Source organism: Ruegeria sp. AM9, from assembly GCF_056540565.1.
Map to the genome: position 1 here is coordinate 24,065 of NZ_JBQFWY010000016.1, position 22,032 is coordinate 46,096.

Annotated in this window: 17 protein-coding genes and 2 pseudogenes; 8 read left to right on the forward strand and 11 right to left on the reverse strand. The window is 50.4% G+C overall.

The window, feature by feature from the left end; all coding sequences use genetic code 11:
* Nucleotides 1–135: 135 nt before the first annotated feature.
* Both ACR0DO_RS17955 and ACR0DO_RS17960 read left to right on the forward strand, forming a co-directional pair.
* Nucleotides 136–2,454: a GumC family protein gene (locus tag ACR0DO_RS17955; RefSeq protein ID WP_480560864.1), complete on the forward strand. Its 2,319-nt coding sequence runs from the start codon at nt 136–138 to the stop codon at nt 2,452–2,454.
* 315 nt (nt 2,455–2,769) lie between these two features.
* Nucleotides 2,770–3,516 carry a class I SAM-dependent methyltransferase gene (locus tag ACR0DO_RS17960; protein ID WP_480560866.1) on the forward strand — a complete coding sequence of 249 codons (747 nt, stop codon included), beginning with the start codon at nt 2,770–2,772 and terminating at the stop codon, nt 3,514–3,516.
* Nucleotides 3,517–3,570: 54 nt separating this feature from the next.
* On the opposite strand, the pseudogene ACR0DO_RS17965 reads toward ACR0DO_RS17960, so the two are convergent.
* Nucleotides 3,571–3,821, reverse strand: a pseudogene (locus ACR0DO_RS17965) (transposase); the annotation flags it as partial.
* A 255-nt stretch (nt 3,822–4,076) separates the two neighbouring features.
* Between ACR0DO_RS17965 and ACR0DO_RS17970 the strand changes: the two are divergent.
* Both ACR0DO_RS17970 and ACR0DO_RS17975 read left to right on the forward strand, forming a co-directional pair.
* Nucleotides 4,077–4,961, forward strand: coding sequence for a sulfotransferase (locus tag ACR0DO_RS17970; protein WP_480560904.1), 885 nt, complete (start codon nt 4,077–4,079; stop codon nt 4,959–4,961).
* Nucleotides 4,962–5,241: 280 nt separating this feature from the next.
* Nucleotides 5,242–6,060, forward strand: a complete 819-nt coding sequence (locus ACR0DO_RS17975) for an FkbM family methyltransferase (protein WP_480560868.1) — start codon at nt 5,242–5,244, stop codon at nt 6,058–6,060.
* A gap of 175 nt (nt 6,061–6,235) precedes the next feature.
* On the opposite strand, the gene ACR0DO_RS17980 is transcribed toward ACR0DO_RS17975, so the two are convergent.
* From ACR0DO_RS17980 to ACR0DO_RS18020, 9 genes are all read right to left on the reverse strand, one after another.
* Nucleotides 6,236–7,123, reverse strand: coding sequence for a sulfotransferase family protein (locus tag ACR0DO_RS17980; protein WP_480560870.1), 888 nt, complete (start codon nt 7,121–7,123; stop codon nt 6,236–6,238).
* Between the two features lie 146 nt (nt 7,124–7,269).
* Nucleotides 7,270–8,634 carry an O-antigen ligase family protein gene (locus ACR0DO_RS17985; RefSeq protein ID WP_480560872.1) on the reverse strand — a complete coding sequence of 455 codons (1,365 nt, stop codon included), beginning with the start codon at nt 8,632–8,634 and terminating at the stop codon, nt 7,270–7,272.
* A gap of 475 nt (nt 8,635–9,109) precedes the next feature.
* Nucleotides 9,110–10,300, reverse strand: coding sequence for a glycosyltransferase family 4 protein (locus ACR0DO_RS17990; RefSeq protein WP_480560874.1), 1,191 nt, complete (start codon nt 10,298–10,300; stop codon nt 9,110–9,112).
* Complete coding sequence (locus ACR0DO_RS17995; protein WP_480560876.1) at nt 10,252–11,238, reverse strand: glycosyltransferase family 2 protein; 987 nt, start codon at nt 11,236–11,238, stop codon at nt 10,252–10,254. The genes ACR0DO_RS17990 and ACR0DO_RS17995 overlap by 49 nt, the downstream gene beginning before the upstream one ends.
* Nucleotides 11,235–12,083 carry a glycosyltransferase family 2 protein gene (locus ACR0DO_RS18000; protein WP_480560878.1) on the reverse strand — a complete coding sequence of 283 codons (849 nt, stop codon included), beginning with the start codon at nt 12,081–12,083 and terminating at the stop codon, nt 11,235–11,237. The genes ACR0DO_RS17995 and ACR0DO_RS18000 overlap by 4 nt, the downstream gene beginning before the upstream one ends.
* A 5-nt stretch (nt 12,084–12,088) precedes the next feature.
* On the reverse strand, nt 12,089–13,027 hold the full coding sequence (locus ACR0DO_RS18005; protein WP_480560880.1) for a sulfotransferase: 939 nt from the start codon (nt 13,025–13,027) through the stop codon (nt 12,089–12,091).
* A gap of 117 nt (nt 13,028–13,144) precedes the next feature.
* Nucleotides 13,145–14,071: a sulfotransferase family protein gene (locus ACR0DO_RS18010; protein WP_480560882.1), complete on the reverse strand. Its 927-nt coding sequence runs from the start codon at nt 14,069–14,071 to the stop codon at nt 13,145–13,147.
* 34 nt (nt 14,072–14,105) lie between these two features.
* The gene (locus ACR0DO_RS18015) at nt 14,106–15,332 is read right to left on the reverse strand and encodes a glycosyltransferase family 4 protein (RefSeq protein ID WP_480560884.1); all 1,227 of its coding nucleotides are present in this window, start codon (nt 15,330–15,332) and stop codon (nt 14,106–14,108) included.
* Nucleotides 15,332–16,360, reverse strand: coding sequence for a glycosyltransferase family 4 protein (locus ACR0DO_RS18020; protein WP_480560886.1), 1,029 nt, complete (start codon nt 16,358–16,360; stop codon nt 15,332–15,334). Before ACR0DO_RS18020 ends, ACR0DO_RS18015 begins: the two co-directional genes overlap by 1 nt.
* 779 nt (nt 16,361–17,139) lie before the next feature.
* Between ACR0DO_RS18020 and ACR0DO_RS18025 the strand changes: the two genes are divergently transcribed.
* The 4 genes and pseudogenes from ACR0DO_RS18025 (at nt 17,140) to ACR0DO_RS18040 (ending at nt 21,788) form a co-directional block, all read left to right on the forward strand.
* Nucleotides 17,140–18,165, forward strand: a complete 1,026-nt coding sequence (locus ACR0DO_RS18025; protein WP_480560888.1) for a glycosyltransferase — start codon at nt 17,140–17,142, stop codon at nt 18,163–18,165.
* Nucleotides 18,166–18,205: 40 nt separating this feature from the next.
* A pseudogene (locus ACR0DO_RS18030) lies at nt 18,206–18,430 on the forward strand (integrase core domain-containing protein); the annotation flags it as partial.
* Between the two features lie 147 nt (nt 18,431–18,577).
* The gene (locus ACR0DO_RS18035; protein ID WP_170448956.1) at nt 18,578–19,555 is read left to right on the forward strand and encodes a UDP-glucuronic acid decarboxylase family protein; all 978 of its coding nucleotides are present in this window, start codon (nt 18,578–18,580) and stop codon (nt 19,553–19,555) included.
* 304 nt (nt 19,556–19,859) lie between these two features.
* Nucleotides 19,860–21,788: an acyltransferase family protein gene (locus ACR0DO_RS18040; RefSeq protein ID WP_480560890.1), complete on the forward strand. Its 1,929-nt coding sequence runs from the start codon at nt 19,860–19,862 to the stop codon at nt 21,786–21,788.
* On the opposite strand, the gene ACR0DO_RS18045 is transcribed toward ACR0DO_RS18040, so the two are convergent.
* Nucleotides 21,765–21,986 carry a transposase gene (locus ACR0DO_RS18045; protein WP_480560892.1) on the reverse strand — a complete coding sequence of 74 codons (222 nt, stop codon included), beginning with the start codon at nt 21,984–21,986 and terminating at the stop codon, nt 21,765–21,767. The two genes, ACR0DO_RS18040 and ACR0DO_RS18045, sit on opposite strands and share 24 nt — an antisense overlap.
* Between the last annotated feature and the right edge of the window lie 46 nt (nt 21,987–22,032).

Consider the following 22,032-nt stretch of genomic DNA (forward strand, 5'->3'; position numbering starts at 1 on the left):
GCACGAGTAAATATATAGTGTACGAAAATACGGCTTCTCAAAATCTAACGTTTGCCAACGCATTGGAACGCCAGTTAAAATAGGCACAAGCTCTTTTTGTTGGTCAAAGGTTGGTTTTAATCGGATGGGTATAAAGTGAACAATTCAGTTGAGCCTTTCGTCCTGCCAAACCCGGTGAACATGGCCGAATCTCAGCATGACCCTATGGACGAGATCAGCGGCACAGTTGATATCCGCGGGCTTGTCTCGAAGCTCTGGCGTGGCAAGTGGATCATCGCAATCTGCCTGATGATTGCCTATATGCTCGCTTATTTGTCAAACTCCCAAGTCGTCCCGACATACAGGGCGACAGCCATGGTGATGTTCGACATTGAAAGAAGCAACGTTATCGAAAGTATCCTGAACGAAGAAGGGTTTGATAGGGCCGGACTAGAGGATCAGATGCTCATCCTGTCGTCGACCAACCTGATCACACGGGTGGTGGATCAACTCAATCTGGACCAGGATCCGGAATTCAACCCGGCTTTGCGCGAAGAAGTACCAAGCCTTATGGAGCGCGCCGGGAGCTATATCTCGCTGCCGTCCGGAATCGTCGACATCATGGAAGGCCTCGGTGTCATTGCCCCGCCTCCACCTCCAGTTGCCGATACCGAAGCCCGCCGACTCGCGCGGGAAGAACGGCTGCGCCAGGTGATCGTCCGCAACGTGTTGTATGGTCTGGAACTGAACCCCGTGGGTAATTCCAATGTGCTGGGTATTTCCTTCGTCTCGACCAACCGAAACACAGCCGCCAATGCCGCCAATGCCATTGCAAACCAGTACATCGTCGACCAGCTTGAAGCCAAACTGGAGGCGACACAAGCCGCGACAAGCTGGCTCAGCGTTCGGGTGGATGAATTGCGAGATGATGTGAAAACAGCGGAAGACAGGGTCGAAGCCGCTCGTGCCGAACTCGCAGAAGAACAGGGCCAGAGCCTCGAAATTACCCAACAACAACTGGCGAACCTCAACGCAGCTCTGCAGCAGGCGCGAGGTGACAGCGCGCGCCTCCTGGCAGACCATAGCAGGTTGAGCAGCGCTTTGAATGACCCGGATAGTTTGGATACGGTTTCGGAATTCCGGGCATCGCTTGCAATCTCACAAATCAGGCAGCAGGAAACCGAAATCGCTGCCCGTGTCGCAACGCTGAGCGCATCGGTGTCACAAGACAATCCATCTTTAGTGATTGCCAAGCGACAACTCGAAGAGGTCCGCGAACAGATCCGCGGACAGGTTCTCGAAGAGGCTAGAAAGATCGTTGCCGCTGTCCAAAACGACCAGATCGCCGCACGGGAGCGGGAAGCAGCCCTAATCGCACAAGTGCGCGAACTTGAGCGGAAAGCTTTCGCTCAAGCGGCAGACGAAGTCGCGCTGCGCCAGCTTGAGCGCGAAGCCCAGGCCAGTCGGGGCCTTTACCAGAATTTCCTTAGCCGCTTGCAGGAAGCTGACGTACAGGAAGATCTGCAAACAGCAGACGCCCGTATCTTGTCACCCGCAGAAATTCCTCTCCGTGCAGAATTACAGCAACAGCGGCGTACAATGCTGCTGACAATGATTATGGGTGGAGTCATCGGTGTGGGAATAGTCTTTTTGTTAGACTTCCTGAACAACACGTTCCGCTCGCCCGCACAGTTGGAAGAAATGTCTGGGGTGACAGTTTTAGGCACTCTGCCCTCGATCGGTTCGCGGATGAAACGTCAGGCAATTTTGGAAAGCCTGCGAAACAAACCAAACTCCTCGCTAGCGGAATCCGTCCGAAACCTCAGAACCAGTATTCTCCTCTCGAACGTGGACAATCCGCCCAAAGTAGTCATGTTCACCTCGAGCGTTCCGCGAGAGGGCAAAACCACAAGTGCGATGTTGATGGCAATGACCAGTCGCCAGATGGGCAAATCCGCGATTATCGTCGATTGTGACCTGCGTATGCCGTCTCTCGCGGAGATGCTTGAAGACATTGGTAAACAGCCTGGATTGCTGTCTGTCATTGACGGAACGGCCTCGGTTAATGACGCGATCTACGAGGAACCCACTTCAGGCGTGCATGTGCTCATGACCCGCGCCAGAGAGCGGAAGACGTCAATCAATGCCGCCGACGTGCTATCTTCGCGACGCTTTGTTTATCTGATCAAGGCCCTGAGTGAAGCTTATGATCTGGTGATCCTCGACACGCCACCAGCGCTGGTGGTAACCGATGCGCGAATCCTTTCACAATTGGCGGATGCGGTCGTTTATGCGGTGCGCTGGGACAAAACCCCGCGCGGCGCGGTGTTGGAAGGTCTGAAGGAGCTGCGGTCCGTAGGTGCCCCCATTGCAGGTCTAGTAATGACTATGATTAACGAGGCGCGCGCCACGAAATATTCCTATGACGGATACAATTACTATAAAGGCAAATACAAAGACTATTACATCTCGTGATGCTGCCGGGCGCTCATCTTATGGTCAAGACTCGTCGCCACAACATAACGAAGGTGGTAAAGCCCTGCCGCAAATTTCTTTGAGAGCCGATTACAACGAAACCCGAAAGGTCGCATGAAGCCCGGACCAGAAACGGGGTGAATTCCATCCACCATTTTGACCTGGCAACCATCATACTTATGACATTGTGCAGTCTTTCTTGAAAACTCTAAACGCTATTAGAGTTTGATGCGAACGCATAGATCGGGTGGATTGGTCCAAAATGGGCTTCCGGTTCTGGATCATGTATTGGAGAATTAGAATAAGGGGCAAAAAGTGTCATTGGTTCGTCATTTTGCACGATGGAATATCGCACTCTCCCAGGGATTCGAGAGAATGTTACCCTTCTTGAAAAAAGAGGGTGATTTGGGTGATATGCGGCCAGAGCAGCTTTTCGAAGTAGCGCATGAGGTAGCCGATGTTGGCGGCGGAAAGAAACCATTCGTCCAAGCATACGGTAAAGGGGTCGACGAAAGGCGTTACGTAGGGATAGACATCGACCCTGATGAGCTAAAGGCCGCGCCAGCAGGAACCTATACCGAAACACGCGTAGTGGACCTTCTCGATCCTCCTCAGGATCTGGACGGGCAATTCGATCTCGTGATCTGCAGAAACACGCTTGAACATGTCACGAACAACGAGATTGCGGTTGGCTCTCTTGTTGCGCTGCTGCGTCCAGGAGGGCGCTGTTTCATCAAGTTACCTTGCCGCAAGGCAGCTTTTGCGAAGCTAAATACAAAACTGCCGAACGAGTTCAAAAGACGCCTGATGCATTGGGTTTTCCCGGGCAAGAGCGGCGATGGATTTCCTGCCTACTACGATCGATGCACTCCCGCAGAGATGCGCGGGTTGCTGAATGCTCATGGCATGGTTGTTAGGGCTGAATCTCGACGGTATTGGTCGTCTTATTTCAGCTTCTTTTTTCCGATCTACTTCATGTGGCGACTATTCACCATACTTCAGTATATGCTTGATGAAGACTACTGTGAGAGTTTCGCTATTGTGTTTGAGAAACCGAAATAAGCGTCCCAAACACAACGAAAAGGCTATCCGCCACCCATATGGCTCTGGGTTATCGTCCACCGGAATCTGATCGGGCAGGTCAGGTAGAACCGGGGCATCGCCGATATTGCCCCGATAATTTCGACGGCCCGGGTCTACAGCGTTTTTTCATCGACCCCGAGATGAATCTTGCGCCATATGCGGCGTTTGGGGCCGCCATGTTTGCGCGCGTTCCACTCGCCTTCGCCTTTGACCTTGATGCCCGGCAGGTTCAAAGAGGCATTGCCGCGATAGGGGCTGTTCACACTCAGCGTCCGTTGGCGGCGCCACTGGCACTCGGCTGACGACCCCGCTTACCACTCGGAGGCGGTCACATCATCAAAGCTGCTGGCATTTATACAAGTGAGACATTCATATGCGCACAATGACTTTTGATCACGCAATTCCAGTCAAAGAAGTTTTACGGCTTTATTGATATATGTTGTATCGAATTTGGACGGTAGTGATATAAACGACTGAGTTGTATGATTAGTCCTGCTTTTGGCTCAACAAAACCTAACTTTGAGACACCGATATTTTCCATGTTACCCTGGCCAGAGACAGTAGAGCGCGTAGTAATATGCATCGGTACTACGAAAGCCGCTACCACGCTACTTTATCGATTGCTGGAGACAGACGAACGGGTGCATGTATCCCATACAAAAGAGGTGCACTATTGGGATCTTGTGCGGGGCTCAGGTGTGCGATCAATATGGGTCGGTCGGGCACGAAAAAAGGCTATGAAACAATCTGCCGCCCTGCTCCTGCGGCCTGTACGCCGCACCAGTGTAACGGCATTTGACCTGCGCCAGTCGCTACGGCTCTGGAATTTACGACAACAAGATGAAAGTCGCGTGGATCTTTATGCTACTTATCTTTCGGCAGGCCATGCTGGGCAAAAGGTGATCTTTGAATCAACGCCGGACTACGAAGCATGTGCGCCGGATATCTTGGCGCGCATGGCAGCAGTGCATTCAGATACAAAGCTTATATTCATGATGCGTGATCCCGTAGACCGGCTTTGGTCGGATGTGCGGCATCGCTTTCGAAGGAAACTGAAGGAAGGCACTGTTACGCGTAATCAAGTGTTGGAAGCGTTTCGGGATAGTTTCATTGACACGAGCAGCAACGGCTATCGCAAATCAAATTACGCGGCAATACTCGAACGTTGCGATGCTGCCGGGGTGACAAGTCAGTTGATATGCGCATTCTACGAAACGCTGACGACTGACACAGAACTTACGCAGCTCGAACATGCGTTTGGGTTTCCGGTGGAGATAAATTTATCAAAACGTGTGAATGAGGGTGTTGATGTGGCTGCCACGGATGCTTTGCTTGCAGAGGCTACAAAAGCACTTTCTCCGGTTTATGAAGCAGTACGCAAACGCTTTGGGGACCGCGTTCCCGCGACTTGGCGAGCACCTTAGAGCCGACAATATGGCATTCTGAAAACATTACAAAATGTTCGACTCCATTTGTATGTGCAGCTCCGAATTAGAGTTTCGGGAACAGATGGGTGCATATTGAGTGCCTGATGAGGCAGATTTTTTGCGACAGGGTTTTAAGACTGCCAAGCCATTGAGATCATTCACCCCAGAAACCGTGTCAAACCTCTTCGTATACCGCTCAAAGTGCGGTAATTGATCTTTGCGAAGAAAAAAATTTTATCAGTGAAACAATGTGAGTTGGCAGAGGTGTGACCGGACCATGATCTTGAAGAATGCAGTAAGACCTTTTGTGCCGCCGATCATCTGGTCAGCGCTTTCGCGCCTGAAGATGCAGTCCCGTAGCACGGGTTCCAAGAGAAGCCTTACAAACATCGTTGCGGGGGAACAATTTAAGGTTCCGTTCAGTAAAGTGATCCAGGACCGGGGGATATACTTCGTGCCAAAATATGCCGAGCACCGTCCTGCAAGCCGAGCTATTCTGGTTGGCGAAGTCTATGAACCTGACACACACAATCTGATCGACAAGATCATGCAGCGAAGGGGAGGTAGCATGGTCCATGCAGGCACGTTTTTTGGAGATATGCTACCAACATTCGCCCGCTCATGCCCCTCAACAGTGTACGCCTTCGAGCCCGTCCTTGAGAATTATGTTTTGGCAAAGCTGTGCGTCGAAGCAAACGAATTAGAAAATGTGTATATTCAGAATGCAGGTTTGAGCGATCGCACTGAAATTGCTCATATTGATACTGGAAGTGAAGCAGGTGAGCATCGCGGCGGCGCGTCGAGGCTGAGCGACGAGGGGCAGCTTGTGGGACTAGTGACAATTGACAGCCTTGATCTCCAAGACGTTGTTGTCATCCAGCTTGATATAGAAGGCCATGAACTATCGGCGCTTCAGGGCGCCCGCACCACCATCGAGCGCAATGCACCGATCATTCTGATCGAAGACAATCGTCGTACCTGCAATGCTTTTCTTGAGGAGATGGGCTATAGGCACCTTCGAACAATCCCGGGCCTCCTTGTCTGGGCACGGCCCGCCGATGAGACTCTAATCGATGAGATTATCCCCTCAAAATAAATGACATTGAAGTTAGCGTCACGTCTCACGGAACTGTCATGCCGTATTGTCGCTGCCTACCCATGTCTCTCTTGAGCATGGGCATATCAGAACTACGTTTGGCCTGACAGGTGATTAAAAGTTTGCAGCAGAGCCGTTCAGTGGTTCTTGGCTGAACTTCTCCTGACTAGAGAAATCACCAATTTATCGCCCCTATTGCATCGAATAGCGCATCATTCGGCTTCTGATAAAACTCGGAAAGAAGTTCTTTGTCGGAGGTCGGTATGTTGGATGGGTACCTCCCCACATTAGAGGCTATTACAGTATCTTTCAAATCATGCCGTGGGACTCCGATGAAGTCGCATACCTGATCAAAGACAAATTGTGGCTTTTGCTTCAGATCCGAAAATCCCAAAATAAGGAGCGAGTCTCGACCAAACACCTCCCAGTAGTTCTTGATCTGCTGAAGATAAAGACCACGTCGGACAAGGGCAGGTTCAATTGTACCCTCCATGCTGTGCATAAGGTCTAGCTCAAATTCTATGCAAGCTCTGAAAGGAAGTATCTTTCCCTCCTTCTCTTGAAGCTCCATTAGCCGGTCTCCTGGCAGCCTTTCGCTCTCCTTTCGCAGCCGCTGAAGGTAGCCAGCCTCGAATTGTTTCTTATACATGTTATAGGCTGAGTAAGCTCTACTGACCGGTTCTCTCAATATGCAGATTAGCTTAATTGACGGGTAGTACGAAGCAATTCTGGAGGCTACGCCTGGATAGGCCAAATATTCGGGGGTGGCTTCAAAAAAAATTGGACTGGAAAAAGGCAATGGAGAAAAATTTTTCTCATAGTCAATCCGCTGCGCGCCAAAATGCATATGGTGATTAAAATGATTGATTTCTTTTATTTGTGAGCCTTCAAGAGCTGGATGTCTGTTTAGAGTTCGAAACAAGGTTGTGGTACCGGCTTTCTGCGCGCCGATAATAATAAACCCTGGGGGGCGTCCGGACGACAGCCTTCTCAACTGACTTCTCAGTTGACGGGTGGTTCCGCGTTGCAGTTTCTTTAGTTTTCTTTTGAACTCACTGTGCATACCTCCGGAAACTCCTGTAACAAAACGAAATATTCTAAGTAATTTATAACTGCCGAAGACCCTATAATGGGTAATCTATCGATCTGATCAACGCAACAATATGAGCTGCTCCCCAATGTTTGGACAGGTTTCGGCGTAACTAGCTTTCAACGCACTCTACTTTCCGTGATATTTTTCCCCACCAAACTTTGGTGCCCGAGTCCCGTGCCGCCAGCCAAGCTTTTACTATGTATACCTCTGTCCAATAGCCTAAAGCGATCAAGTGACGTCACTAAGGCCACGATGAAGAATAAGAGCATTGCTCCCCTGGAATTAGAAACCGCTCCGTGAGCAGAGGCCAGCCATGGAATAATGCCGACAACGACCAGAAATAATGCCTGTGCAAATGCGCGTGAGAGTGTGCCTCTCTTCGATTTGATCATGGTTGCTGTGAAGAACAATATTTGGAAAATCAACACCGTATAAAGTAACGCTGCAATCATCCCATATGAGTAGTAGGCTATGGAAAATACAGAATGTGTGGCTTTTCCCCTTTGCTGCGAAGCAACTGGGCTGCTCGCATATCTTATCGTAACGCCTTCGCCTAGGAAGAAAAACCCTGGACGTTCGATGACGTGTTCGAAGGGCTCAGTGTATGAGTGCAACCTTTCGTGCTCTCCGGCGCTAGCCAGCTCAGAATCGAAAGTGGCAGCAGTACGGTTAACAAGCCTGTCAAAAAAGAAGAGACTTGAACCGACTCCGATTGAAAAAATAACGATTCCAAAAATGGCAGCAGGGAAAAGAATCCCGCGTCTTACATGGTTTAAGCCCCACAGAAGACTGACGAGTATAATCAAAACTGAGCCAGCAATTGCACCGCGGGAATAACTCATCAGCACAGCAAACGGGGCCATCAGACAGCTGAGCATTGCAATACCACGCATCACCCCAATTTTTCCGGGCCACCGCAAAAGCAATGCGGTTAGGGGCCAGCAAACATTTACGAACGCCGCACTAAGAATAGACACTCCGACCAGAGATTGCCCGCGAACGCCTACGTCTCTCGCACTTCCAAACTTGTCAGCAACTCCTCTCCAATTGGGATCAAGGAAACTGTTAGACATCACACCGTTAATAGCAAAGCTACGGGTTTGCGGAAGGGAGGTCATGACCATGAGTAACGATGTGAAGAGAACGGCCAAAGCAAGAGCCTGAAGAACCAAAAGGAGATCCCAAGGTGTTCGTATGAAGCGAACCGTTAGGGGGAATACAAGAAACGCAATTACGGTTCTAAAAGATTGATAAACTGCTTCAAAAAAGTTTCCAAAGGTGATCATTCCCATCAATTCGCTAACAAGCGCGATTGGCAGTATGATACTCAATAAATTTGCGTAGCGTACAGTTTTCCTATCTGACGGCGGTGCCCGGCGAGGCGCAACAACCAGCAAGAACATAACGAAAATATCTACCAGATAAATAGGAATAGGGCCTAATCGCAAATTGGCTTTGGGAATTGTGAATAGAATCAGCACAAAAAGTGCAAAGAAATAAATTCCTCTCGTGCGTACAGGTAATGGTGAAGGCATCGATCAAAAACCGAAAAATTATGCGAGATAGATTGACCAGAGGCACCTAAACGAGCGCTTGATGCAAAAGTCTACCAAAACAAAAAGATTGTCAATTTCGGGTTAAAATGATGCCGAACGTTGATGCCCGGTGGGTGAACCATGATCAACCGTCCTCATATCACCCTGCACAATGATATCTGCACTCTACGCCCCGAGGAGACTCAATCCATCCTGTTGCTACGGCTGGTTTCTTCAGCAGAATGAACCCAAGTTGGCCACTATTTGGCATTCAAAATGTAAAAAAATCCGATCTTATAGTGAGAGCAAGCCGCTTTCGAAAATACCCCACAAGAATACTGGAACTACATTTGTGAGGCCGGGCATGCATCAACCTAAACTGGAAACGCTCTAGTGAATTTATCAGCGTCACAACGCCAGTTCAGCGCCTCACATCGATAAACACGTTCCGTAATTCTCCGGCGTAGTCATCCCAAGAAAACAGACCCGCTCGTGCCAGTCCCTGTGCAATTTTAGTCTCTCTGAGAGGCGTATCCGTGCAAATGGATTGGATGGCTTCAGCAATCTCGGCGTCATTGGCGGGATCCACCAGCAGGCCCGCCTCTCCGGCCACTTCCGGCAGTGAGGACATGTTCGATGTGATCACTGGTACACCCGAAGCCATTGCTTCCAATACCGTCAGACCGAAGCCTTCATAGAGCGACGGATGAATGTAGAGTGATGCCCGCCTGTAAAGCGCGCGCAGCTGGTCGTCCCTTACGTAGCCTAGCAGGTGGACGCGGTTCAGCAAGGCGCCGTCATCCAGCTCCCTGAGCACGACTTCAGTTTCCCACCCCGCCGCGCCGACCAGAACGAGGTGATGGTCAATCTTGTCCCTTACCTTTTTCAGGGCGCGTATGACGCCCTGCATATTCTTGCGCGGGCTCATCTTTCCGGCCGTAAGGATAATCGGAACATCGTCGGGCGGCAGATCAAGCCCTGCGAGACAGGCCATATCACTTGGCTCGAAGAATTCCGGCGAGACTCCTTCCTTGATCACACGAATCCGGTCAGCCACATGTGCCCCGAGATATCCCTCGACCTCGTTGGCGGTAGAGTCCGAAACGCAGATGATTGCATCGGCTCGTGCCTCAGCTTGCCGTAAGCTCCTCTCCATGATCCAAGGCTTGTTGTTGGAGAAATACTCGGGATGTGTGAGCGGCCCGAGATCATGTACAGTTACGACATAAGGCTTTCGGGTGGACACTGCATATCCAAGTGAAACTGCATGCACCACGTCTACAGTGCCACCAATCAGCCGCTCCAATGTTGGAATATCGAGGAAATGCCAAGCCAGTGGCGTCAGCCTTCGTCCTAGTTTGACCAACTCAAGCCCTGTACCCTTCTGTAGAGCAGACAGTTTCTCAGGGGGCAGGGAGGACCATGCTGCTACGGGTCGGACGGCAAGATCATCACATTTGCGCAAACCTTTATACATTTCATGAGCATAGCGCGCGATCCCGTGTCCCTCAGCACTAGCAAACTGGTTGGAAAAATACGCAACATTTAGCACTAAATTTGATCCTAATGGCTTTTGATCGACAGAAAGGTCCGACCGAAGATACGGTTCCACCCGATATGAAGACGCTTTCGAAGACCTGCTGGCAAGAAAATACCCAAAAGAGCCGCATAGCTATCAGGTTCAAGCGGCCATGTCAGAATTGAGCGCATGTGATATCCAATGGCCTGAACCGGTGCATCCATATGATGATAATGCACGCGGCCGGCGCGCCTGTAGTAGGATGCCAGAGCGGCTTGGCGGATACGAAATGACTTGGTTGCGCGTAGAGGCGCATATTTTGTCAAAATTGTTTTGTAAGCGTTGAGCTCTCGTGTGGGGTCCGAGATCGTGCGCGGCCCGTCGTGACTGCGCAAATCTGTCAAAGCTTCTGGAATAGTCCCGATTCTAAAGTTCTTGGCTATTCGAATCCACATGTCCCAGTCTTGGCGGGCCTGCAAGCTGGTATCGAAACGGCCGGCCGTTTCGAACACTTCTCGGCGTACAACGTAACAAGATGTCGGTGCAGTTACATCGGACACCAGCAGAGCATCCAAAAGATCACCGTGCGGATAGGAACGCACGGGCACCTCAGGTTGGGCGGTCGAGCCAATGACAACCTCACGAACTCCGCAGTAAACAGCACCAAATGCCGGATCGGATTTTAACACTGCAATTTGCTTTTCAAGCTTCTCGACTGCCCAGACATCATCACTGTCCAGAAAGGCGATGACATCGCCCTTTGCTTCCTCAATCCCGCGGTTGCGCGCAACATTCCCGCCCGCATTTTCCTGTCGGACATAAATAATCGGGATGCCTTGTTGGCCCGCTTTCTCGCCCCAGGATTTCACAACCCCTTCGGTATCGTCGGTTGAGCCGTCGTCCACCAGGATAATCTCGTCGACCGTGCGAGACTGCGCCGCAACGCTATCCAGTGCATCAGTGATCAAATGCGCCCGATTATAGGTGGGGATCACTACAGAGACACTCAGGGGAGGCGCGATATCCGTCATTGCTCACCCCTTTGGGGCAGGCTCGCAGCAGACCAGCTTTTCTTGAGATCGACATCCAGCTGAGAACGATCAATGTGGTTCTGCCGGTCCCAGACTAGCGCGTTCGCACGGAAAATAGCTGTCGCAGAATGGGCGGCTGAGATAAAACCAGGTATGCCGTCCAGGAACCCGCGTTTGAAGACGTACTTGCGGGTGAATTCCGCGACCGGACGCCCCACAATATCGATCCATGTCACGGGACGCTTCCGGCCTTCGACGCCCTTGGCAATCTCTTCCAGATATGTTGCGCTTTTGCGGAGGCGCTTTTCGAAGTTATCTTCGTTGAAATGGATCATCAGCCCGTGAAACTGGCCGATCCGCTCAGGCGGCGCGTCCATCAGGCAATCTTCGTGGAACATGCCACCGAAGCGGAACTTGTCCCGCCGGGCCAGATGGACCAGGTTCCAGTCCCGCCAACCGCCCCCTTTCATGGGGCGGTGCATGAAGTAGTTCAGTCTCCGGTAGCGATAGCCGTCCTTTTCGGCGTCGGTGATGCCTTTAAGGATTTCATCGGCCAGTTCCGGGCTGACGCGCTCATCAATATCCATATGCAGTAGCCAATCGCTGCTGGCCGCATCAATCCCCTTGTTGCGCTGGTGGCTGAAATACTCACCGTCGGCGCGCGGGCTTTTGAGAAATTTGACCTTGTCGCCATAGGCCAACGCCATCTCCTCAGTGCGGTCTGTCGATCCGTCATCTACAATCACAATTTCATCGACCCAAGAGGCGAGATTTTCAAGAAATCCCTCGATATCCCGTTCTTCGTTGTAGGAGATTGAGACGACTCCGAGGCTCGGACGCGGCATGTTGGTCACTTCCTTGTCGTACGTGCGGTTTTTAGCTTGAGATACACGGGGCGGACCACCCGGTCGCGTATGCGGATGGCTTGCTTCTTGGCGCGTGTCTTAAAATCCGGGCGCATCGCGGCAATCTTCTCCGCTGTCGGCTTGTGCGGGTTGATCAGTTCCGGGTCCTGATATCCAAAGGCTTTGGCAATCTGTTTGACCGAAGGGTCAAGTTGCAGCGTGTAGTTCTCATTCGCCATCCATTTCTCTTTTGACGAGCTATGCACCGAAGCACCGATTTGCTCTTCGTATTCCACGCCAATGAATTCACACAGATCGGCCAAGCCCTGTTTCGGATCGGCAATTATGTCTTCATAGCGTACCAGCCTGAACATGTCCGGCGGCAACATGGACTGGATGCTCAAGAGGTTGCGCTGGATGTTGAGCCAGCCGAACTGGCGCTGCTCGGCTTCAGTTGAAAAGAGTTCATGGGCGGAGTACTGCACGGCCAACGGATTGCGTATGAGGCCAATGATTTTCACCTCCATCTCTGTACGGCGCGTCCATTCCAGAAGCAGGCTAAGAGCGCACCATTCCGCGAGAATTTGCGGGGATTTCTCGAAAAATACCGGTTGAGCAAAGGTTTTGCATAAAGTATCCCACCCTCCGAAGATCAGCTCCTCATCGTTTTCCGGGGGCTCATAATCAGGCATGTTTCCCTTGAGCGTATCGATGAGATAGGAGCGCGCATTCTCCCGCGTACCGTAGCCGGGATATTGCCGAAATCCGGAATAGAGCGCATTGGGCCGGTTTAGAACCACAGATGCTTTCAGCCAGTGATGGGTCTCGAAGTAAGTATGGGACGAATAATCAACATGTCGAATGCCGGAGTGGTTACAAAGCTCTTCCTGCAGCATTGTCGAGCCCGAGCGTTTGTCAGACAACAAAATGACGACCTTAGGCATGCTGTGTCTCCTTGTGTTGTCTGTTGCTCAAATGGACCGGGCGATGACCAAAGTTGTTTATGAACCGCACCACTTGCACTCTACATTCACATTATTTTCTATCTGTTCTTCGAAATACTACTTTATTTGCGACCACGCCGATAAGTCCTGATCAACGATACCGGAGAGCTTTTCTACATCATCTTGATAGAATTGGACGAGCAGATTATGTGTCTCCGCCTCCAGTTCAGGACGCTCTAGGGTTTTCGAGAATACCCAGGACCGCATCTTTACCCTAGTGTGTTTGGGCAAAAAGGATTTTACTGACTTCAAAAGACCATTTTTTGAGTTAATCGCCTTGGTCACCCACTTGGCTTTTGCAGCACCGCCTCTTTGCGCATGAATTTTCTGGACGGCAAAACGGTCATCAATCTGTAGCCAATTGAAAACGTCGGCCATCGTTTTCCTGGGAGCCCGATTGAAGTCGTCAAACAACACCAGCTTGACTCGATCCCGTCCGAACTGGGCAATCCACGGCTCTAGTAACTCGGCTTGAAGACCCTTGTTCAGCTTTGGCACCAATATTTTGTCGGAAATGTCACCGTTCAAATAACCATTTGCATAGCGTGCTACGTAATCCGCAAAGCAACCTGTCTCGGTTCCCCGTCGCAAATGGTAAAGATATTCAGAAAAGAAACGGTCGACCGGATTGCGCAGGCAGACCAGAATGCGTGCCTCGGGACAGTGTTTGAAAATCGCAGCTGCTGCGCGGGGGTGATAAATATAGTGCGAAGACTCACCCACGATTTTTTCATCATCCACATCCCGGAACAGGCTTTGATAGGTCTCGTTGGTCTTATATTTTCCAGTTTGCTCATAATTCTTTAGGAAACTGATGTCTTCGGGCGATGGCGTTTCCATACTCCGAAGCGCTTCTGCCACATAGTAGTATGTTTCCTTAACCGGAGACATATAGATGTCTGGGTGCTGCTCGAGCATCAGATTTAGACTGGTAGATCCGCACCGCATACCACCGATGAAGAAGAAATTCGGTTGTGTGAACATCAAGAAACCTCAGGACAATACAGGGTACACGTCATCATTTGAGCTTCCGTACCAATGTTTTTAGCCCAGTAGGAATTCGGTGCCGCCAGTAGCCAGGAAAGTTGGAATCGGGTCTGAATGCGCTCCACGGTAGGGGAGGGAAGTCCGGCGCGGGGTTGTCCATCACATCATGGATCAGAGCGGCATAGGCATCGGCCGCAACTTCATTGGTGTATCGTGTACGCGCCTCGGCCCCAACAGCGCGGCTGAGAGCCGCAAGTTTCGGGCGATCCTCATGCAAGGCGGCGATGGCAGATGCAAAACCTTCAGCATCGCCCAGTGTCTCGATGAACCCCGTGCGTCCAGTCTCAACAAGGAAATCAGTGATGCCTGGGATCAAGCCGCAAACGGGCACGCATCCGGCCATCATTGCTTCCAAAAGAGCATTCGGACAGCCCTCGAAATGGGACGTGAAGACATAGACATCCGTCTGTCCCAGAAACTGTGGAACCTCCGTCGGAGTGAGCGCCCCTATGAACTCCACCCGGCCCTCAGCCAGATGGGGGGCCATAGCCTCTTCCAGCCGCGCGCGGTCTACACCTTTGCCTGCGATCCGCAGCCGAAATGGCACACCGCGGGCGTGAAGTGCGTCCACAATCGTGGGTAGGTACATCACGCCTTTCTGATTGTGCTCAAGGCGCCCCAAAAATCCCAATTCCAGCCTTGCGCCAGTGCCACGCTCTTTTTGTGCGGCGGCTTCGAACTTGGCTGCATCGATACCGTTGGGGATGAGTACAACTTTTTCTGGATCCGCCCCGTACTCAGCCACCAGATCCTCGCGGAGCCGTGGGGTCAATGCGATGATCCGGGCCAACCGCTCCCGGCCTGACATCGTGATGCGATAGCCGTGATCAAATGCGTTGGCGCAGCGCGACAGAACCCGTATGTGGGCAGGCAGATGGGGGATCGCCGACAATATGCCTTCGGAATTGATCGCCATAACACAGTCTATATTGTTGTCTGCGCACCATTTGGTGAAAACCTGCGCTTGGTCTTTCATACTCAGGGACGTAGCGGCCAATTGGACACAGCCATCGTCCACATAGGCCTCTTCCCAAAGACGTGCCTGCGGCTTACCGAGGGTGACGCAATAGAGCGAGATGCCCCGGGCTGCGAGAGCGGGTCTGATATTGCGATAAAACGTGAAGGTGCCGCCGTCTTTGGGCACGGATCCAAAGGCGACCTTGATCGGTTTTTGCGGATACTCGGGTATGGTAATCATCACAACAACTCGGAAACCTGGGCCGCCAAAGCCTTGGTGCTGTAGCGCTCTTCCACCTTGGCGCGGCCGTTCGCGCCAAGTTCGCGTCTTGCACCGCCATCTGAAATCAGACGAGACAAGCAAGCGATCCACTCGTCAGGCGACGAAACTAAGTACCCATCCGATCCATGAGTGATCACATCTCCATTGGCACCTACGTTGCTTGCCACCACAGGAATAGATGTGGCCATATACTCAAGCGCCTTGAATGCGCACTTATAGATGTTGAACTTATTTTCGATGAGCGGGTAGAGCCCAATGTCGAAATCCTCTACGGCACGCATCACCGCTTCAGGATCAGACCAATTCACCTCATCCACCAGATCGAGCGTCAACCCGTCGATAGATCCGAAGATCTCTGCGAGTTTCGGTTCACCACAAGCCCCGACAATTTTAAGACGAATGTTGTATTGCGCAGCAAGACTGCGCAGCGGTGCTTCAAGGATCGAAATCAGATCCTCGACATAGTGGGCACCATTGCCAATCCAACCCAGACAGATTTGTTCGGTATCACTTGGGTCGCGCGTCTTGTACTGAGCCAACCGGATACCTGAGGGGATGAAATGTATCGTACCACCCGCCTCTCGGGCCAAAGCCTCCAGATTGTGGCTGCCGGCAAAAACCCCGTGTGCCTCACGCATCATGGTGGCTGCATTCCGCTGAGATATTTGGCTTCCTACCCGAGAAGGGGCATCGTCGATATCAAAGAACACCCGCTTTCCCATGAGTTTGGCCATACGTAAAAGGGCAATATCATAGCGAGAGTACTGTTTTTGAAAAATCAGAATGTCATGGCGCATCACAACCGGCAATATCCGCAGGTAGTCCTGCCTTAGTTGCGTATTGTGGTAGGAAACATGATGCGTCAGTGCCTCCAGCTCCTCGCCAATCCAGTAACCTCGCACACGCGAACTGGCCTTATTGCGATCCCCCAGAAGGATAAACGCAATCTTAAGGCTTTTGGGCTCTTGAGTATAAACGGTCGTCATTACAAAACCGGAGCCTTAACGTTGCCATCCCCTTCGTACGGCTCGAAGTTTAGTGCTGACATGGTGTAGATCCAAGAACACCGTTCCGGCAACGCATAAACATAATCCTAACCATTACACAGCAACCAACAAGTCGAAGCCTGACCAGATAATCCCGAGAAACACACTGAAAAATGGACTTCAAATTCATGTTCCTAAACAGCGAAAATCAGTATCAGACACTCGACAGATAATTCAAATAACTTTTCTTTAACTAGCTTATAGAAGGCGCCCGTACAACGCATTTGGCAAAGGTGCTGACATAGCCTGCCTTTCAAAAAGGAAGGAATGAAAATCAGCATCACACGGAAACCACAGGTACCGGTTTTGCCGAAACACTTTCATCTACTCCTCAAAGCTTGGATAGTTTCCGGCTTAACTTAAGCCCCCTTGCACCTGCTGATCGTTTTAGGTTTCACTTTTTCTCAGCCAATAGACCACGGGTGGAGGTTTGAGATCAGCCTGTTCCCTAGTGAAAGAGATAGACGATGAAAAAAGCTGTTTCAGTGAAGCGAAAATCATCGACATTTTGAAGGCGCAACTGAGCAGTGTGACGACATTTCCCACTATCCAGTTCCGGTCGTTCGCTGACTGCCGGCACATCTGAGTCGAAAATCGCATGTTCAACTGGCTATATCAGATAGTACTTTTCTTGATCGGCTAGCTTTTCGGGAAAATTCGGATCAGTGTAAGGCATTCACAATTTCATTTCCCAATATGCGGCCCAAGGTAACTACGACATGAACGACGACCTTCCGAGCTTTGTGTTTGTGAGTCCTTATCGGCACGGAAATGCCATGTCAGGGGCGCGACGCCGAACAACTGAATTGTGTAAAGCACTACAAAATGAGGGGCTTGCGCGTGTCGTTGTGCTTTCGCCCTGGCTCATCGACAATTCAACTGCTCACATATCCTTCAATGCTGAGGGAGGGCCAATTTCACGAATGCTCAAATACATCAAACTTATGTATCTGCTAAAGCGCTTTCGAAATGCCTATATTGTGTCTGAATACCCCATCGCCCCCTTGCCAATCAATGCCAACAAAATCCTTCACGTAATTCACGATGCAAAGTTCGCGACCGATGTTGGACGGAAGGGGAGAAATCTCACTTTAGTTGTTCACAAGATTTCAAGTCGTATCTGTCACCACGTCATCACCGTTTCAGAGCCTGAAAAGAAGAGGCTCTCAGATGTCCTTGAGCTTGATCCAAAGAAGATTGTTGTATCGAGAAACGGTTTATCCGAAGAATGGTTTCGCAAGCTTCCTCAAAAGGAACCGGAGTATGATCTGCTCTATGTTTCGAATTTTGCGCCTCATAAGAACCATCTTGGCCTGTTAAAAGCCTGTGTCGGTTCTAATTGGCGGATTGCGTTCGTTGGGTCTGATATGGGTACCTTAGAAAGTTGTATCGATTACGCAGCCGAGAATAACCTTCAGTGCAGTTTCTTGTCGAAGCTCTCAGATGACGAGTTGGTCGAAGTCTATGACGCGTCGCGCGTTTTTGTGTTCCCGTCCAAACTTGAGGGTTTTGGAATTCCATTTATCGAAGCGCGATCACGCGGCTTACCGGTTGTCGCGAATGACATCGATATCTTTCGGGCACTAACAGATTCTTTGCACGGAACACTTGTGGATTTCGAGAACCCTTCTGAAGCGAAAAGTAAAATTGCACAGACGCTGAAACTTGCGAAATGTGTACCGGACAACATTTCAGACTATCGGTGGGGGAAAATAGCAAAAGATTTTTTTAAATCTTCTGTTTAGAAGGCAAAAAATCCAATTCGATGTTGTGCGCTGGATGAATAAGGCGATGCAGAACGGTTTGGTGGAAAGCTTCAACAGAAGAATGCGCGGGGAATGCCTGAATGGACACCTGTTCCCGTCTCTGCGCCATGCCGACCGCACGATTGCAGCATGGCGCACCGACTATAATTACAACCGGCCTCACTCCAGCTTCGCTGGTCTGACGTCACAAGAATATGCTAACCGATCAAAGGAAGACCAAAACCTGAACAGAGCTAACCTATAAACGCGGACCCTATGGGGAGCAGGTCAATACAAGTAGATTGATACGCACATCATAAGCAAAGATTTTTGGCACATCTCACAAACGGTGGAGTGACCAGGTGAGAAGTTGTGTTTAGGTTAAACTTCATGAATTTCAGAGGTCTAGTGCATGAGTGACACAGATATCATCAACCCGACATCCAAACGTGTTCTGGTTACTGGAGGGGCAGGGTTCCTGGGCAGTCATCTATGCGATCGTCTGGTCGCAGCGGGGCATGATGTCCTCTGCATCGACAACTACTTTACCGGTCGGCGCGGTAACGTTAGCCACCTGCTTGACGCGCCCAATTTCGAGTTGATGCGCCATGATGTTACCTTTCCCCTCTATGTGGAAGTGGATGAAATTTACAATCTGGCCTGTCCTGCATCGCCCATCCACTACCAGCACGACCCGGTACAAACGACCAAGACGTCCGTACATGGTGCGATCAACATGCTGGGTCTTGCCAAGCGTCTGGATGCCAAGATCATGCAGGCCTCTACATCAGAAATCTATGGCGACCCTGACATCCATCCCCAGCCAGAATCCTACTGGGGCAATGTGAATCCCATCGGTCTGCGCTCGTGCTATGATGAGGGTAAGCGCTGCGCCGAGACCCTGTTCTTTGACTACCATCGTCAGCACAAGCTGCGGATCAAGGTGGCCCGGATTTTCAATACCTATGGGCCGCGCATGCATCCCCATGACGGGCGCGTGGTCTCTAATTTTATCATGCAAGCACTTAAGGAAGAGGACATCACCATCTTCGGTGACGGTCAACAGACCCGCTCGTTTTGCTATTGCGATGAATTGGTAGAGGCCTTCATTCGCCTGATGGGAACATCGGACGATGTAACGGGGCCCATCAACACTGGGAACCCGGGCGAGTTCTCCATGCTGGAGTTGGCAAAAACAGTGATTGAGCTTACAGGTACCAAGTCCAAGATCGTGCACAAACCGTTGCCGCAGGATGATCCCAAGCAGCGCCAGCCAGACATTACACTGGCCAAAGAGCATCTGAACTGGGAGCCAAAGGTTTCCCTGCGCGAGGGCCTCGTCCCGACGATTGCGTATTTTGAAAACCTTGTGAAAGCAGGCATTGCCTGAGAGCGGGGCCTATTTTTTGATCCTGCAATCCTGCGAGGTCGGCAGCAACCTATTCTGTTCCATGGGTGTTGATGGCAGACACACAATGGCCCATCCCGATGAAGGCAAAGTCGATGCAATAAAGACCAAGCGATTATCTCTACTCTGGTTGGATTGTCTCTCAGACGCTCAAAAGGATGGCTGAAGTTCAGCTTTGGCGGTATCCCTTCGGCTGAAGCGAATACGGCGGTTGACCAACTTAGCAATCCGCCGCACACAGAAAGGGCTGATATTAGAGCTGATATTAGATACGTGTAGGAGTTCTATGAAATATCGTGCTGAAATTGATGGTTTGCGTGCAGTAGCTGTAATACCAGTAATTTTGTTTCACGCAGGTCTAACCGCTTTTGGTGGCGGATACGTCGGTGTAGATGTTTTTTTTGTCATCAGTGGCTATCTAATTACTTCGATAATCATTGGTGAGATAGAACTCGGTAAATTTAGTCTTGCTAAGTTCTATGAGCGTAGGGCGCGGCGCATTTTGCCAGCGTTGATTTTCGTTGTAGTCGCTTGTTTTCCACCGGCTTGGTTTTTGTTTCTATCAAGTGACTTCTTTGACTTTTCGGCTAGCGCGCTGGCGGTTGCGACCTTTTGGTCCAATTTTTTCTTTTGGCAGCAGAGTGGTTATTTTGCTCCTGCCGCAGAACTACAGCCGTTATTGCACACTTGGAGTTTGGCAGTAGAGGAACAATTCTATATCCTCTTCCCTTTGTTCTTGATGGTTTCTTGGCGTTTTGGGAAGCGTGCAACCCTTTCGTTGTTAGCACTAGGATTTATTGTCAGTTTAGCGACTGCGCAATGGGGAGCTTACAACAGCCCCGAAGCTACTTTTTTTTTACTGCCGACACGCGCATGGGAACTACTTTTAGGCTCATTTGTAGCCTTCTTCCTGCATAAGAACGAGGTCCGCACGCCGCAATGGCTGAATAACGCATTGTCCGCATTAGGATTGATTGCGATCTTATATGCTGTCTTCACGTTTGACGAATATACGCCGTTTCCCAGTCTTTTTGCTCTTGCGCCAACTATTGGCGCCGTGTTGATTATTGTGTTTGCTTTGCCTGGCACACTTGTTAACTCTCTTCTTTCGAGCAAGTTGTTCGTCGGCATTGGCTTGATTTCTTACAGCCTATATCTCTGGCATCAGCCAATCTTTGCATTCGCCCGATACAGTGTTTTGGAACTCACAGCTTTCGAAATCCTTACCGCGATCGTGGTAACGATTGGCGCTGCGCTCGTTTCATATTTCTTGGTGGAGAAGCCTTTCAGATATCGCGCGTTTAAGAAGCCGAGCTATGTATTCTTCGCTTCTCTTTCTGGCAGTTTGGTGGTCATTGCCCTGAGCCTTTTGGGCACTTCTGTAGAGAAAGCGCCAAGATATCAATTTGCAGATTATCAAGAGGATAGAAACGTTTTGCGTAAGCAGAGCTGGGGAGTATTGCGGGCCTTAACAGAAGATCCGAGGCTTGGCACAGAAGGCAATAAAGTAGAAAGAGAGTTGTGGTTTTCTGAGAATGATAAGAGACACAATCTTCTCGTCGTTGGTAACTCACATTCAAAAGACGTATTCAACTTGCTGAGCTTTTCATCCTTCGCGCATCAACACTTTGAGTTGGCTCGTTTTGGAGTTCAGATTCGAGATATTGATGACGATTTCTTCAACCTACCAAATTATACTGAAGCGGACATCGTTGTCATCGCTTCACTTTATAGCGATGCTGATTTAAATGCAGTTTCCAAAATTGCACAGCAGATAGTCAAAGATGGCAAAAAGTTAGTTCTTGTTCCCCAGATATACAGTTTTAAAGACAACAAAAGATTCACAGCTGCGGACATATTGATTATGCAGTGTTTAAGGAGAATAAACTGCGAAACCGATCAACTTGTTCGTAGAATAAATCGTTACTTTTTCACAGACTATCAGAGCGGCGCTGCAGAGAGTATGTACTCTGAGACACTCGGCTTATTTTCGGAAATTGCGAGCGGTAAAGGCGAGATAGTAGTCTTAGATAGAATGGACTATGTTTGTGACTTGGACGACTCATCGTGTTTTGCGATAGATAGTAACTTGAACAAGTTCTTTTATGACTACGGGCATCACACTGTCGAAGGGGCTAGGTTTTTCGCTAGGCAGGTGGACGAAGAGGCGTGGTTAAGTCCACTTATCAGGCTAGAGCAAGCAAACGACTTCTAGAGTCAGGACCCATTCAGACAGCTGGTTCGGCCGCATCCCAGCACGCCGCGGGACCTCGTTTACGGTCACCCCCGGAACCAGTGTCTCTGCAACAAGCTGCCCTTTGTACTCTTCCGGCCAGCGCCGCTTGCCATCCCGTCCGATCAAAACCTCATGGCCCGCAACGGACTCCAAACGTAGCTCCCGATGGACTCCCACAATAACCTCCTGACAAATCTACACTCCGCTGCGCAATCGCAGATCA